Source organism: Pseudescherichia sp. AS216 (assembly GCF_037152055.1).
GTDB lineage: Bacteria > Pseudomonadota > Gammaproteobacteria > Enterobacterales > Enterobacteriaceae > Pseudescherichia.
On the sequence record NZ_JBBCMV010000006.1, the window covers coordinates 53508 to 67150 of the forward strand.

General features: G+C 57.2%; 11 protein-coding genes. 4 read left to right on the plus strand and 7 right to left on the minus strand.

All coding sequences use genetic code 11. From position 1 onward, the window contains the following. Positions 1-5: 5 nt before the first annotated feature. The 4 genes from WFN61_RS17130 to WFN61_RS17145 form a co-directional block, all read right to left on the minus strand. Entirely contained in the window at positions 6-1655 is a 1650-nt protein-coding gene (locus WFN61_RS17130; protein ID WP_222889307.1) for an alpha,alpha-trehalase, read from the minus strand. Positions 1656-1891: 236 nt separating this feature from the next. Next, the gene (locus WFN61_RS17135) at positions 1892-2329 is read right to left on the minus strand and encodes a CopD family protein (RefSeq protein ID WP_186370576.1); all 438 of its coding nucleotides are present in this window, start codon (positions 2327-2329) and stop codon (positions 1892-1894) included. A gap of 213 nt (positions 2330-2542) precedes the next feature. Then, positions 2543-3895 (minus strand): glutathione-disulfide reductase, encoded by a 1353-nt coding sequence (gene gorA / locus WFN61_RS17140; RefSeq protein WP_337038984.1) that lies wholly within the window; start codon positions 3893-3895, stop codon positions 2543-2545. Positions 3896-3964: 69 nt separating this feature from the next. Continuing rightward, positions 3965-4807 carry a 23S rRNA (adenine(2030)-N(6))-methyltransferase RlmJ gene (locus WFN61_RS17145; RefSeq protein WP_144817967.1) on the minus strand — a complete coding sequence of 281 codons (843 nt, stop codon included), beginning with the start codon at positions 4805-4807 and terminating at the stop codon, positions 3965-3967. A 199-nt stretch (positions 4808-5006) separates the two neighbouring features. Between WFN61_RS17145 and prlC the strand changes: the two genes are divergently transcribed. Together prlC and rsmJ are read left to right on the plus strand one after the other, a co-directional pair. Beyond that, positions 5007-7049: an oligopeptidase A gene (prlC, locus tag WFN61_RS17150; protein ID WP_222889311.1), complete on the plus strand. Its 2043-nt coding sequence runs from the start codon at positions 5007-5009 to the stop codon at positions 7047-7049. 7 nt (positions 7050-7056) lie between these two features. Continuing rightward, positions 7057-7809: a 16S rRNA (guanine(1516)-N(2))-methyltransferase RsmJ gene (rsmJ, locus tag WFN61_RS17155; protein WP_312174454.1), complete on the plus strand. Its 753-nt coding sequence runs from the start codon at positions 7057-7059 to the stop codon at positions 7807-7809. 50 nt (positions 7810-7859) lie between these two features. Here the strand turns inward: rsmJ and uspA are convergent, their stop codons facing one another. Further along, positions 7860-8297: a universal stress protein UspA gene (gene uspA / locus WFN61_RS17160; RefSeq protein WP_103820396.1), complete on the minus strand. Its 438-nt coding sequence runs from the start codon at positions 8295-8297 to the stop codon at positions 7860-7862. Between the two features lie 396 nt (positions 8298-8693). Here uspA and uspB point away from each other — a divergent pair, with 396 nt between their 5' ends. Beyond that, complete coding sequence (uspB, locus tag WFN61_RS17165; RefSeq protein ID WP_042394150.1) at positions 8694-9029, plus strand: universal stress protein UspB; 336 nt, start codon at positions 8694-8696, stop codon at positions 9027-9029. Between the two features lie 57 nt (positions 9030-9086). Here the strand turns inward: uspB and pitA are convergent, their stop codons facing one another. Further along, positions 9087-10583 (minus strand): inorganic phosphate transporter PitA, encoded by a 1497-nt coding sequence (gene pitA, locus WFN61_RS17170; protein ID WP_144817970.1) that lies wholly within the window; start codon positions 10581-10583, stop codon positions 9087-9089. 231 nt (positions 10584-10814) lie between these two features. Here pitA and WFN61_RS17175 point away from each other — a divergent pair, with 231 nt between their 5' ends. Further along, on the plus strand, positions 10815-12011 hold the full coding sequence (locus WFN61_RS17175; RefSeq protein WP_337038985.1) for an NAD(P)/FAD-dependent oxidoreductase: 1197 nt from the start codon (positions 10815-10817) through the stop codon (positions 12009-12011). A gap of 11 nt (positions 12012-12022) precedes the next feature. On the opposite strand, the gene lysC is transcribed toward WFN61_RS17175, so the two are convergent. Next, positions 12023-13387, minus strand: coding sequence for a lysine-sensitive aspartokinase 3 (gene lysC / locus WFN61_RS17180; protein ID WP_144817972.1), 1365 nt, complete (start codon positions 13385-13387; stop codon positions 12023-12025). Between the last annotated feature and the right edge of the window lie 256 nt (positions 13388-13643).

Genomic DNA, 13643 nt, shown 5'->3' on the forward strand with positions numbered 1-13643 from the left:
GGGCGCTATGGCTCCCCGTACAGTCCAATCAGACGGCGTATTACACCGTTACTCCAGCCAAAGCCGTCCTGCAACGGATACTCACCGCCGCCACCCTCGCGTGGCGTGCCGCTGGCGATATGGTACTTCTCGATCAGTTTGTGGTGCTGCTGATAGAAACCGTTAACGGTATTGAGCCAGCTATGGGCAATCTGATCCCCAAGCTCATCGTTGCCGTAGAGCTTAAAGCCCTGAATGGCCATCCACTGCAGCGGTGCCCAGCCGTTGGGTTTATCCCACTGCTCACCGGTCTCATACTCCGTAGCCATCATACCGCCTGGGGTCAGCAGACGTTCGCGCACCGCAACGGCTATCCGATCGGCCTGCTCATGGGTGACCATCCCGACGTAGAGCGGCACGATACTCGCTGCCGAGAACAGCGCCTGCTCGCCACGTCGCCAGTCATAGTCGCGATAGCAGCCTTTCTCTTCGTCCCACAGGTAACGGTTCACCGCCGCCCGACGATCGCTGGCGCGCTGGCGGAACATGGCCTCGCCCTCACGGTCGCCTTTCAGCCCGGAGAGGTTAGCAATAGTGCTCTCGAGCTTGAACAGGAAGGCGTTCAGATCGATAGGGATAAACTGCGTGGTGCGGATACTGGCCAGACGCTGGGTATCGCGCAGCCAGCGGGAGGAGTAGTCCCAGCCGGATTCCGCCCCTGCGCGCAGATCGCGGTAGACCTCACTCGGTGGACGTCCCGAGTGCTTCGCCGTTTCCACGTCTTCGATCCAGGATTCATCCCGGGGCGTATCACGATCGTCCCAGTAGCGGTTGAGCAGGGAGCCGTCGGGCATGCGAACCGCATGGCGGTAGGCCTGATTGAGGTTCAGCGATTCAGAACCGTCCATCCAGAAGGCGTACTCCATCAGCAGGTGCTCATAGTAGCGTTTCGCCCCGCGCACACCGTCCTCTTCAAACAGCTCCACCATCAGCGCAAACACCGGTGGCTGGGAGCGGCTGAGGTAGTAGGTACGGTTGCCGTTCGGGATGTGGCCATAATTCTCAATCATCCACGCAAAGTTATCCGCCATACACTTCAGCAGATCGTTTCGGCCACTTTCGGCCAGCCCCAGCATGGTGAAGTAGGAGTCCCAATAGTAGGTTTCGCTAAACCGGCCGCCGGGCACGATATAGGCCTGCGGCAGTGCCAGCAGCGACGACCAGGGAATGTGATCCTGCGGCTCGCGGGTCAGCACCGGCCACAGCTGGTCGATGTGCTCTTTCAGCGAGTTTTCTGGATTAGAGACATACTGGCTATCCATCTGCTGCGGCAGCCAGAAGTGTCGTGTAATAAACAGGCGCAGGTCAAAGTCAGGCCTGCGTTTGATACGACGATAGCGGATCAGGATATCCAGCGGATCCATTCTTGGCGCACAGTCAGGAAAGGTTTTGCTGTCGGCAAAGAGACCCGATGACTGTACCTGCTCAAACAGTTCCAGATAGCGATCGGCAGGGGTCAGCGCGTCAGAAGCGGGCATCCCCTCGATCATCTCCGGTTCCGGTTCCGCCTCGATCATTTCATCCAGTTTTAATTCGCGCGGATCGGTCTCGTAACAGATCTTTTCATCGATCTCGAACTCAACAGAATCAGCAAACTTAATTTTCTGGTTGAACATAGCTGTGGCGACCTCCGGATGGCGTCGTAAAAAATGGCGGGTATTTTCCCGGTAATTATTTAAGTCTAAAGTTTAGACATTTGATATGAGTATTGAAGTGCAAAGTGTGCGCAAGATCACAATTACAAGCGGCAATTTGTAAAGGGATGTAGCGTAACGGTTTGTTTTTAAATATAAAATTGTGACATTGCAGTCTGACTAAACAGACTGCATTTTCAGAGCATTCAAGATAACATTTAGCCGCTAAACGGTTTTACCACCGCTAAAGCCACAACGATGATAACGGCCACCAGGGTAAGCCAGGCAGCGTTGCGTGCCAGCAGGGACACGGTAGCGGTTTCACCGGTTGCCAGTCTGCGCAGCGACCCCGACAGGATGCCGTGCACCGCCGAGAGGAACACCAGCACCGCCAGCTTGATGCCCAGCCACAGCGGCAGCAGCCAGTCACCCTTTAACATTAGGGCAATACCCAGGGCCCACAGCAAAATCATGGCCGGTGAAGTGACGAACCGGTTCCAGCGGCGCACATACTCTAACAGGGGGTTGCTCTCCCCTTTAGCCACCGCGCTGCGGCTCTGCGACCATGCCGCAACGATTGCTGCCATCATAAAGATGCCGCCCAGCCAAATCACGCCTGCCATGATATGTAAGGCGTCTAACCAACGATAGTCCATCGCTTTCCCCTGAGCTGTAATCTTATTGTTGTAACTGAGAATGGTTGTAACTGAGATCATACTCCGGGCCAGGGGAGCAAGAAAGGGGTTTCAGCAGCGTGCGCACTGAAACAACGTAGGCTGGGTAAGGCTTTAGCCGCCGCCCGGCAATACGAACGAGGCCTGATAGCACTACGCTTATCAGGCCTACGATCCCAGCGTTTTTAAAGACCCTTAACGCATCGTCACAAACTCTTCCGCCGCCGTTGGGTGGATTGCCACGGTGTTATCAAAGTCTTTCTTGGTTGCGCCCATCTTCAGCGCAACGGCGAAGCCCTGCAGGATCTCGTCCATGCCCTGGCCGATGCCGTGAATGCCGACAATCTTCTCTTCCGGGCCCACGCAGACCAGCTTCATTCGGCACGCCTGACGATGCAGGGTGACGGCGGTGTACATGGCAGTAAAGGAAGAGGTGTAGACCTTTACCTGGTCGTCACCGTACTGCTCGCGCGCCTGCGGCTCGGTCAGACCTACGGTGCCGATAGGCGGATGGCTAAAGACCACGGTAGGAATATTGCTGTAGTCCAGATGCTCGTCCGGCTTGTTGTTGAACAGGCGCTCGGAAAGACGACGACCTGCCGCCACCGCAACCGGCGTCAGCTCAACCGCACCGGTGTTATCACCTACCGCATAGATCCCTGAAACGTTGGTGTTCTGGAACTTATCGACGATGATGTGGCCTTTGTCGTTGGTTTTCACCCCGGTTGCTTCCAGGTTGAAGGTGTCATTGGCGGGTTCGCGACCAATCGCCCAGATCAGGCAGTCAACGGTCTCGCTACGGCCATCTTCCAGCTCCAGCGTCAGGCTGCCATCGCTGTTTTTTACCACTGCTTTCGGCGTGGCATGGGTATGCAGCGACGGACCGTCAGCCATGATGGTCTCAATCAGCGTCTCGACGATCAGCGGATCGAAGCTGCGCAGCGGGGCATGTTTACGCACAAACAGGTGCGTCTCTGCGCCCAGTCCGTGCAGCACGCCTGCCAGCTCAACGGCGATATAGCCTGCGCCAACAACCGCAACGCGCTTCGGCAGGGCGGTAAGCTCAAAGAAGCCGTCGGAGTCGATACCGTGCTCTGCGCCGGGAATATCCGGGTAGCTCGGACGCCCACCGGTGGCGATCAGAATATGGTCGGCGGTGAGGGTCTCGCCGTTAACCTCAACGGTTTTAGCATCGACAAAGCGAGCAAAGCCGCGGATCACATCCACGTTGTTTTTACCCAGCACGTTCTCATAGGAGCTGTGGATGCGATCGATATAGGCTGTGCGGCTGGCCACCAGGCGCTGCCAGTCAAAGTTGTTGATGGTGGCGTCAAAGCCGTAGTCCGGGCCGTAGAGGTTGACCGCTTCGGCAATCTGCGAGGCATGCCACATCACTTTTTTCGGCACGCAGCCTACGTTCACGCAGGTTCCGCCCAGCTCTTTCGCTTCAATCAGGGCGCATTTTTGGCCATACATGGCCGCACGGTTAATAGACGCAATACCGCCGCTGCCGCCGCCAATGGCGATGTAGTCGTAGTGCTTAGTCATAACGTTTCCTTAATGAATTTTTGCTTAGAGTGTAACGCGATGCCCTTAAGGTTCCACCGATGGCTGTGATTACTCGGGTACAACCCAGTTCACCAGCGTGTGGCCGATGCCAGCCGGAACCAGCTTGCTGTGCAGCCACGGCAGCACGCTGTTCATCTGCTGCTCCAGCTTCCACGGCGGGTTGATCACAATCATGCCGGAGGCGGTCATGCCCCGCTGGTCGCTGTCCGGGCGTACCGCCAGCTCGATCTGCAAAATACGGCGGATGCCGGTGGCTTCCAGCTCTTTTAACATGCGCTTGATCTGCGCGCGCATCACCACCGGATACCACAGCGCGTAGGTGCCGGTTGCAAAGCGCTTATAGCCTTCATTGATGCCCTGTACCACCGCCTGGTAGTCGCTTTTAATTTCGTAAGGCGGGTCGATCAGGATCAGACCCCGGCGTGATACCGGCGGCAGCTTAGACTTCAACTGCTGGTAGCCGTCGGCACGTTCGACGCGGGTGCGGCTATCTTTCTGGAACTCTGAGCGCAGCAGCGGAAAATCGCTTGGGTGCAGCTCGGTCAGCTGCAGGCTGTCCTGCTCGCGCAGCATCTGGCGGGCGATCAGCGGCGAGCCAGGGTAGTAGCGCAGCTGGCCGCTACGGTTGAAGTGCTTTACCACGCTGATGTACGGCTCCAGCTCGGCAGGCAGATCGTCCTGCTGCCAGATGCGGGCGATACCTTCCAGGTACTCACCGGTGCGCTCGGCATGCTCGCTGCTCAGCTGATAACGCCCCGCGCCTGCGTGGGTATCCAGATAGAGAAAAGGTTTCTCCTTCTCTTTCAGCGATTCAATAATCAGGCTCTGAACGGTGTGTTTTAATACGTCGGCATGGTTGCCGGCGTGGAAGCTGTGGCGATAACTGAGCATGGAAGGAACAATCCTGGGAAGTAAAAACAGATAGTCGATAGTTTACCGCAGATTGCGGCAAATTACCGCAGCGGTGCCGTTGCCAGGGCGCAAAAGCGCAACGGACGGCATTGAAATTAACTACACTAAACCCCATCCTAGACCTTACAGGAACGAGCGCCGCCCGAGCGCTTGCGATTATTTCTACAGGACAGCGCTTATGACCAATCCATTACTGACGCCCTTCGACTTGCCGCCGTTTTCCCAGATTAAACCTGAGCATGTGGTTCCCGCCGTGACGAAAGCGCTGGAGGATTGCCGCGAGGCGGTAGAGCGCGTAGTAGCCCAGGGCGCACCCTATACCTGGGACAATCTCTGCCAGCCGCTGGCCGAGGTGGACGATCGCCTGGGCCGTATCTTCTCACCTATCAGCCACCTGAACTCGGTGCAGAACAGCCCGGAGCTGCGTGAAGCCTATGAGCAGACGCTGCCGCTGCTCTCTGAGTACAGCACCTGGGTGGGACAGCACGAGGGTCTTTACCAGGCCTATCGTAACCTGCGCGAAGGCGAGGCCTATACCGTCCTGGATCTGGCGCAGATGAAAGCGGTGGATAACGCCCTGCGCGATTTTGAACTGTCCGGCATTGGCCTGCCGAAAGAGAAGCAGAAACGCTACGGTGAAATTGCCGCTCGCCTCTCTGAGCTGGGCTCTACCTACAGCAACAACGTGCTCGACGCCACCATGGGCTGGAGCAAGCTAATTACCGATGAGTCTGAGCTGTCCGGTATGCCGGAGAGCGCCCTGGCGCAGGCCCAGGCTCAGGCGCAGGCCAAAGAGCAAGAGGGCTGGTTGTTGACGCTCGACATCCCGAGCTATCTGCCGGTGATGACCTATTGCGATAACCAGGCCCTGCGCGAAGAGCTCTACCGCGCCTACAGCACCCGCGCCTCCGACCAGGGGCCAAACGCGGGCAAATGGGATAACAGCCCGGTGATGGCAGAGATCCTTGCTCTGCGTCACGAGCTGGCCCAGCTGCTGGGCTTCGACAACTATGCCCATAAATCTCTTGCCACTAAGATGGCCGAGCATCCGCAGCAGGTGCTGGACTTCCTGATGGATCTGGCGAAACGCGCCCGTCCGCAGGGTGAGAAAGAGCTGGAGCAGTTGCGTGCCTTCGCCCGTGCGGAATTCGGTGTAGATGAGCTGCAGCCGTGGGATATCGCCTACTACAGCGAAAAACAGAAGCAGCACCTCTACAGCATCAGCGATGAGCAGCTGCGCCCCTATTTCCCGGAGAACAAAGCCGTTAACGGCCTGTTCGAAGTGGTTAAGCGCATCTACGGCATCACGGCTAAAGAGCGTAAGGATATCGACGTCTGGCATCAGGACGTACGTTTCTTCGAGCTGTATGACGAAAGCAACGAACTGCGCGGTAGCTTCTATCTCGATCTCTACGCCCGTGAGAACAAGCGCGGCGGGGCGTGGATGGACGACTGCGTCGGGCAGATGCTGAGAGCCGACGGCTCGCTGCAAAAGCCGGTTGCCTACCTGACCTGTAACTTCAACCGTCCGGTGAGCGGCAAACCGGCGCTGTTCACGCACGATGAAGTGATCACCCTGTTCCACGAGTTCGGTCACGGCCTGCACCATATGCTGACCCAGATCGCCGTCCCAGGCGTGGCGGGCATCAGCGGGGTACCATGGGACGCCGTGGAGCTGCCGAGCCAGTTTATGGAAAACTGGTGCTGGGAGCCGGACGCGCTGGCGTTTATCTCCGGCCACTACGAAACCGGCGAGCCGCTGCCGAAAGCCCTGCTGGATAAGATGCTGGCGGCGAAGAACTACCAGGCCGCGCTGTTTATCCTGCGCCAGCTGGAGTTCGGGCTGTTTGATTTCCGTCTGCACGCCGAGTTCAGCCCGGAGCAGGGGGCGAAAATTCTCGAAACCCTGGCCGAGATCAAATCGCAGGTGGCAGTCATTCCGGGTCCAAACTGGGGACGCTTCCCGCACGCTTTCAGCCATATCTTTGCTGGTGGCTACGCGGCTGGCTACTACAGCTACCTGTGGGCCGACGTGCTGGCGGCGGACGCCTACTCCCGTTTCGAGGAGGAGGGGATCTTCAACCGCAAAACGGGCCAGGACTTCCTCGATCACATTCTGACCCGCGGTGGTTCAGAAGAGCCGATGGAGCTGTTCAAGCGTTTCCGTGGCCGTGAGCCGCAGCTGGACGCGATGCTGGCGCACTACGGCATCAAGGGCTAAGCACGGCGTGAAAATCTGCTTAATAGATGAGACAGGCACCGGAGACGGTGCCTTATTGCGTCTTGCGTCCCGTTTTGGCCTGCAGCATGACGATGACAACCCGATGGCGCTGGTGCTAACGGCGGAGCATCTTGAGCTACGCAAGCGCGATGAGCCAAAGCTTGGCGGCATTTTCGTTGATTTTGTCTCTGGAGCGATGGCGCACCGGCGCAAATTTGGCGGCGGTCGCGGCGAGGCGGTCGCGAAGGCGGTAGGCGTTAAAGGCAGCTATCTGCCGGACGTCGTCGATGCCACCGCAGGTCTGGGACGCGATGCTTTCGTACTGGCGTCCATTGGCTGTCGGGTACGGATGCTGGAACGTAACCCGGTGGTGGCGGCACTGCTGGAAGATGGCCTGACGCGCGGCTATGCCGATGCGGAGATTGGAGAGTGGCTGCGGGAGCGCCTGCAGCTGATCCATGCTTCAAGCCTGACCTCGCTGACGGACATCACTCCGCGGCCGCAGGTGGTCTATCTCGATCCGATGTTTCCGCACAAGCAGAAGAGCGCGCTGGTGAAAAAGGAGATGCGGGTCTTTCAGTCGCTGGTAGGACCGGACCTGGACGCTGATGGTTTGTTAGTGCCTGCTCGCGCGCTGGCAACCAGGCGCGTGGTCGTGAAGCGCCCCGATTACGCTCCACCGCTGGCAGACGTTGCCACGCAAAACGCAGTGGTGACCAAAGGCCACCGGTTTGATATTTACCCCGGCACACCAGAGTAAAATATGTAGGCCGGGCAAGCGCAGCGCCGCCCGGCGTTACAGATGAACGCTTACTCGTCGTCTTCGTCGCGCAGCGGAACAATCAGCATATCAACGTGAACGGTGTTGATCAGCTGGCGCGCAGAGGACATCAGCTTGCTCCAGAAGTCCTGATGGTGGCCACAGACCACCAGATCCATATCGTACTTCTTAATCGCGTCGACCAGTACCTGGCCCAGATCGCCGCTGCCGCTCAGGGTTTCGGTAATCGGATAGCCTGCGTTAGTGGAGAGTTCTGCCAGCGCGTTGTGGGTCTCTTCAGAGATGCGTTTCTGCATATCGCCCAGGTTAACGTCGATAAGCCCGGTGTAGAGATCGGAGTAGTTTACATCGACATGAATCAGGGAGATTTTTGCATTGTACGGGCGCGCCATAGAGACGGCTTTGTCGACCAGTACCTTGCTCTCTGGGGAGAGATCGACCGCAATAAGGATATGTTTGTAAGCCATGATGTTACTCCTTCCATAAGTTGTCGATGACCGTTGGATTCAGCCGCCACTTTCGCGCTGCGGCTTATCCCGCGTCCTGCGTGCCATTGCGCGGGGGATGCCCGGCCTTAAGGATCTAATTGTAGAAGATATTTCTACCTTATAACGCCCTAAACCCGTCGTCAATTGTCCTGGGTCACGGTTTAGCTCATCAAAAAATGTCGTCTATAGCATTGATATAGATCGATGATGTGGCGAAATAATTAACAGATCTCCTACACTATTAAATAAGCCGCTCGGATGTAGAATTGTGATCCACGTCGGCTTCTGGTACACACTTCAAAGAACTCATTGGCCGGGAATCGGGGAGCGCCAGCCCTGGAGTTTATCTCCGTGGGCGGTCGCCGGGGAGGGGGTATGGTCAGCACTGTCGCGCTGTTTTGGGCTTTGTGCATCGTTTGTGTGGTTAACATGGCGCGTTATTTCTCATCGTTACGCGCACTGTTGGTTGTCCTGCGTGGTTGCGATCCGTTGCTCTATCAATATGTGGATGGCGGTGGCTTTTTTACCTCGCACGGTCAGCCCAGTAAGCAGATGCGTCTGGTGTGGTATATCTACGCTCAACGCTATCGCGATCATCATGACGATGAGTTTATTCGTCGCTGTGAGCGGGTCCGTCGCCACTTTGTTTTAACCAGCGCCCTCTGTGGGCTGGTGGTGGTCAGCCTGATTGCGCTGATGATTTGGCACTGAAATAGAGACATAAAAAAAGCGGGCCTGAGTGGCCCGCTTTTTTATGCCTGTTACCGATTAAATCAGATGCAGCGCCACCCAGTACAGCGCACCGGAGAGGAAAATCGCTGCCGGCAGAGTCAGCACCCAGGCCATCAGGATGTTGGTCACGGTTTTACGCTGCAGACCGCCGCCGTCCACGATCATCGTTCCCGCCACTGACGAAGAGAGAACGTGGGTGGTCGACACCGGCATCCCGGTATAGCTCGCCAGGCCGATAGAGACGGCCGAGGTGAGCTGGGCCGACATCCCCTGTGCATAGGTCATGCCTTTCTTGCCGATCTTCTCGCCGATGGTGGTAGCAACACGACGCCAGCCAATCATCGTACCCAGACCCAGCGCCAGCGCTACCGCCATGATGATCCACACCGGGGCATACTCGATGGTGCTCAGCATATCGCCTTTCAGCTTTTTCAGCAGACGCTGGTCGTCAGCGCTGACTTCCGGCTGTTTGGCAACCTTATCGGTGATATCAGAGATGCAAAGCATGATCCGGCGCAGCTGGCTACGCTGCTCAATCGGCAGCTTGTCATAGCTTTCGATATTGGTCAGCATCGCTTTCGCGCGATCCAGCGCCACGACAGCACGGCCTGCATGGCAGTGGAACTCGCCGTTAGGGCCTACGGTCTGCTCGGGCGTAGGGATCACCGGATCGGCTCCGGTGGCCTTCAGCAGCAGATCGGGATGCTGTTGGAACCAGGTCTCAACGTTGTTTACCGCGTCGCGGGTACGGGTGATGTCGTAGCCGGAGGCATTCATGTTCACCACGAAGCCTGCCGGGGCAACGCCAATCAAGACCAGCATAATCAAACCAATGCCTTTCTGACCGTCGTTCGCGCCGTGAGAGAAGGCCACGCCGATAGCAGAGAGGATCAGGGCGATACGCGTCCAGAACGGCGGCTTTTTCTTGCCGTCCTGCTTTTCACGCTCGGCTGGGGTGAGGTGAATACGGGCGCGTTTCTTGGTGTTGCTCCAGTAGCGACGGAGGATAAACACCAGGCCGCCTGCAAAGACCAGACCGACAATCGGCGAGAGGATCAGCGAAGCGAAGATATTCAGGACTTTCGGGATGTTCAGCGCATCCACCAGCGAGGTGCCGGTCATCAGCGCGTTGGTTAAACCAATCCCGATGATTGCCCCGATGAGCGTATGTGAACTGGAGGCCGGAAGCCCAAAGTACCAGGTACCCAGGTTCCAGATGATGGCAGCCAGCAGCATGGAGAAGACCATGGCAAGGCCGTGGGCAGAGCCAACGTTTAATAGCAGATCCGTCGGTAACATATGCACGATGGCATAGGCTACGCTCAGGCCGCCAAGCAGAACGCCAAAGAAGTTGAAGAGTGCCGCCATGACGACCGCTATCTGCGAACGTAATGCGCGAGTATAGATCACGGTTGCCACTGCGTTCGCTGTATCGTGGAAGCCATTAATCGCTTCGTAGAACAGCACAAAACCCAGAGCAAGAAGTAATAACAACCCGGTGTGAAGATCCAGGCCAGCAAACAAATGTAACATAGGACGTTACGCCATTTTTGAGGTCATGAACGCCGCGCATTATCATGGACATTCGCGGCCGGGGCAAAGTGAAATATAGCTTTTTTTTGATATTTATCCTGTGCATGTAACGGTGCGTAAATAATTATGTCATAAATTTCAACGAAATGACCATTTTCGCCACCATTTGCGCTGGTGCGACCACCGCATAAAATTTACAATCCGCGCCGGATTAGCGAAGAGGAATGCAGTGTGGAAAGGTTTGATGCCGTTATCATTGGGGCTGGCGCGGCGGGGATGTTCTGTGCGGCGATAGCCGGACAGGCGGGCTGCCGGGTACTGTTGCTGGACAATGGTAAGAAACCCGGACGTAAGATTCTTATGTCTGGCGGCGGTCGCTGCAACTTTACTAACCTTTATGTCGAACCGGCGGCCTATCTGAGCCAGAACCCGCATTTTTGCAAATCTGCACTGGCGCGCTATACCCAGTGGGATTTCATCGAACTGGTCGGCAAGCACGGTATAGCCTGGCATGAGAAGACGCTGGGCCAACTTTTCTGCGATGACTCCGCGCAGCAGATTGTTGATCTGCTGGTGGCAGAATGCACAAAGGGCAATGTCACCACCCGTCTGCGCAGCGAAGTGCTCGACGTCACTCGCGACGACGCAGGCTATACGCTACAGCTCAACGGTGAAAGCGTCATAACCAACAAGCTGGTGATCGCCAGCGGCGGCCTGTCGATGCCTGGCCTGGGCGCATCGCCGTTTGGCTATAAAATTGCCGAACAGTTTGGCCTGAAAGTGCTGCCCACGCGGGCGGGCCTGGTGCCGTTCACCCTGCACAAGCCGCTGCTGGAGCAGCTGTCGCTCCTCTCCGGCGTGTCGGTGCCCTCGGTCATCACTGCAGAAGACGGAACCCTGTTCCGTGAGAGCCTGCTCTTTACCCATCGCGGCCTCTCCGGCCCGGCGGTGCTGCAAATCTCCAGCTACTGGCAGCCCGGCGAGTTTGTCACTATCAACATGCTGCCGGAGTGCGATCTGGATGCGTTCCTCAACGACCAGCGCATCGCTCACCCGAACCAGAGTCTGAAGAACACCCTGGCGATGCAGCTGCCGAAACGGCTTATTGAGTGTCTGCAGCAGCTTGGGCAGATCCCGGATGTGACCCTGAAGCAGCTTAACAGCCGTGAACAGCAGACTCTGGTGGATAACCTTACCCGCTGGCGCGTGCAGCCCAACGGCACCGAGGGCTACCGCACGGCAGAGGTGACGCTCGGCGGTGTCGATACCCACGCGCTGTCGTCGCGTACCATGGAGGCGCGCAACGTACCGGGACTCTACTTTATCGGTGAGGTAATGGACGTTACCGGCTGGCTGGGGGGGTATAACTTCCAGTGGGCATGGTCAAGCGCCTGGGCCTGTGCACAGGCGCTGGTAGAACAAAACTAACGCGTTAGCCGTTATTCCAACAACCTGCTGTGTAACGCTTTCACCGCGCTGTCCGCAGATGCCGCTGGCAGCAGGAAACCGAGGCTTTGGTTGGACGCCCCGTGGCAAATCATGCGCACGGCGTGCGTCTCCAGCGCGGCAAAGACCTCTTTGCACACCGCGGCTTCCTTCGCCAGCGCGTTGCCAATCAACGAGACGAGCGCCAGCCCGGTCTCGATCTCAACGTGGCAGTGCGACGACAGCTCGGTAAGCAGGGCAGTAGTCAGCGCATCGACCTCGCCTGAGGTCGAGCCGGTAGAGTTGAGGATCAGCGCGATGCTCGTCTCCGAGGTGGTCACCAGGTCCATTGCCGTTTCATGGCGCGATAAAATCGCAAACGTCTCCGCTAAAAAGCGGTGTGTCGGCTGCGCGTTCAGGCTGGATAGCGTCAGCAGCGTTTGCTGACGGCGCACAGCCAGGGCGCGATAGCGCGAGGGTTCCAACGCGTCGCGAAGAACCAGCGTGCCGCCCGCTGACGGATTATTGCTGGCCCCGACGAATACCGGAATATTTTTGCGTATGGCGGGGAGCAGCGTCGCCGGGTGCAGCACTTTCGCACCCAGGGTTGCCATCTCTCTGGCTTCGGAGAACGAAAGGTTATCAATACGTTTTGCCTGGGCCACAATTCGGGGATCGGTGGTATAGATCCCGGCAACATCGGTCCAGATATCCACACGTGAGGCATTGAGCGCTTCGGCCAGCAGGGAGGCGGTGTAGTCACTGCCGCCGCGACCGAGCGTGGTGGTATGCCCTGCCGCGTCGCTGCCAATAAAGCCTTGGGTCACTATCAGCGCCTGAGCAATACGCGGGCGTAGGCGTTTTTCCGCCTGCTCGGCAATGACGTCGATGGCCGGCACGGCACAGCCAAACGTATCATCGGTGCGAATAACTTTGCGCGCATCAAACCACTGCGTCTCGACTTCTTCACGTTCACGCAAGACTTCCACAAACAGCAGGGAGGACATCATCTCTCCATGGCTGACCAGCTCATCGCACAGCGCGGCTGAAGGGGAATTGACAGCGTCTTCAGCCAGGCGGCTGATGTTGTCGAGCAAACGGTCAATCTCTTGACCAATGGCGTCTGGCTGTTTCAGGCGTGAAATAATGTTGTATTGCAGGGCGCGCAGGGTCGCAATTTTGTCCAGCCGAACGGGGCTTTCCAGACCGGAAGCGAGTTCGACTAACAGGTTGGTCACGCCTGCGGAAGCAGACAACACAACCAGACGAACGTTTTGATCAGCAAGAACGAGGGTGGCACTGCGGCTCATCGCGTCAAAGTCAGCAACGCTGGTTCCGCCAAATTTAGCGACGATGATGTGTGGATAAGTGTGAGTCATAACAATCTCATATCAGGGCGCCATATCGGTATGGCATGAAAATTTTCATTTCGGCATAAGGGAAGAGGTCTTCACCTTACGAAATGTCCGCCCGCGAACATTTCTACTTAAAACTCAGGAACCTGCTCTTATTGCCTCTCACAGGTTACCGGGGTGGGATCGCATGAATAGTTAAATAAGGTCTTCCTTATAGGTTTGGGATTTTAAACGCGGGCATAGTAAGTGATTTAACCCGCTGAATCGATATTTTCTTCAA

Excerpts from the sequence above, each read along its gene's own strand:
- uspA (WP_103820396.1), bottom strand. The coding sequence starts at position 8,297 with ATGGCTTACAAACATATCCTTATTGCGGTCGATCTCTCCCCAGAGAGC.
- uspB (WP_042394150.1), top strand. The coding sequence starts at position 8,694 with ATGGTCAGCACTGTCGCGCTGTTTTGGGCTTTGTGCATCGTTTGTGTG.
- pitA (WP_144817970.1), bottom strand. The coding sequence starts at position 10,583 with ATGTTACATTTGTTTGCTGGCCTGGATCTTCACACCGGGTTGTTATTA.
- WFN61_RS17135 (WP_186370576.1), bottom strand. The coding sequence starts at position 2,329 with ATGGACTATCGTTGGTTAGACGCCTTACATATCATGGCAGGCGTGATT.
- prlC (WP_222889311.1), top strand. The coding sequence starts at position 5,007 with ATGACCAATCCATTACTGACGCCCTTCGACTTGCCGCCGTTTTCCCAG.
- gorA (WP_337038984.1), bottom strand. The coding sequence starts at position 3,895 with ATGACTAAGCACTACGACTACATCGCCATTGGCGGCGGCAGCGGCGGT.
- WFN61_RS17130 (WP_222889307.1), bottom strand. The coding sequence starts at position 1,655 with ATGTTCAACCAGAAAATTAAGTTTGCTGATTCTGTTGAGTTCGAGATC.
- lysC (WP_144817972.1), bottom strand. The coding sequence starts at position 13,387 with ATGACTCACACTTATCCACACATCATCGTCGCTAAATTTGGCGGAACC.
- WFN61_RS17145 (WP_144817967.1), bottom strand. The coding sequence starts at position 4,807 with ATGCTCAGTTATCGCCACAGCTTCCACGCCGGCAACCATGCCGACGTA.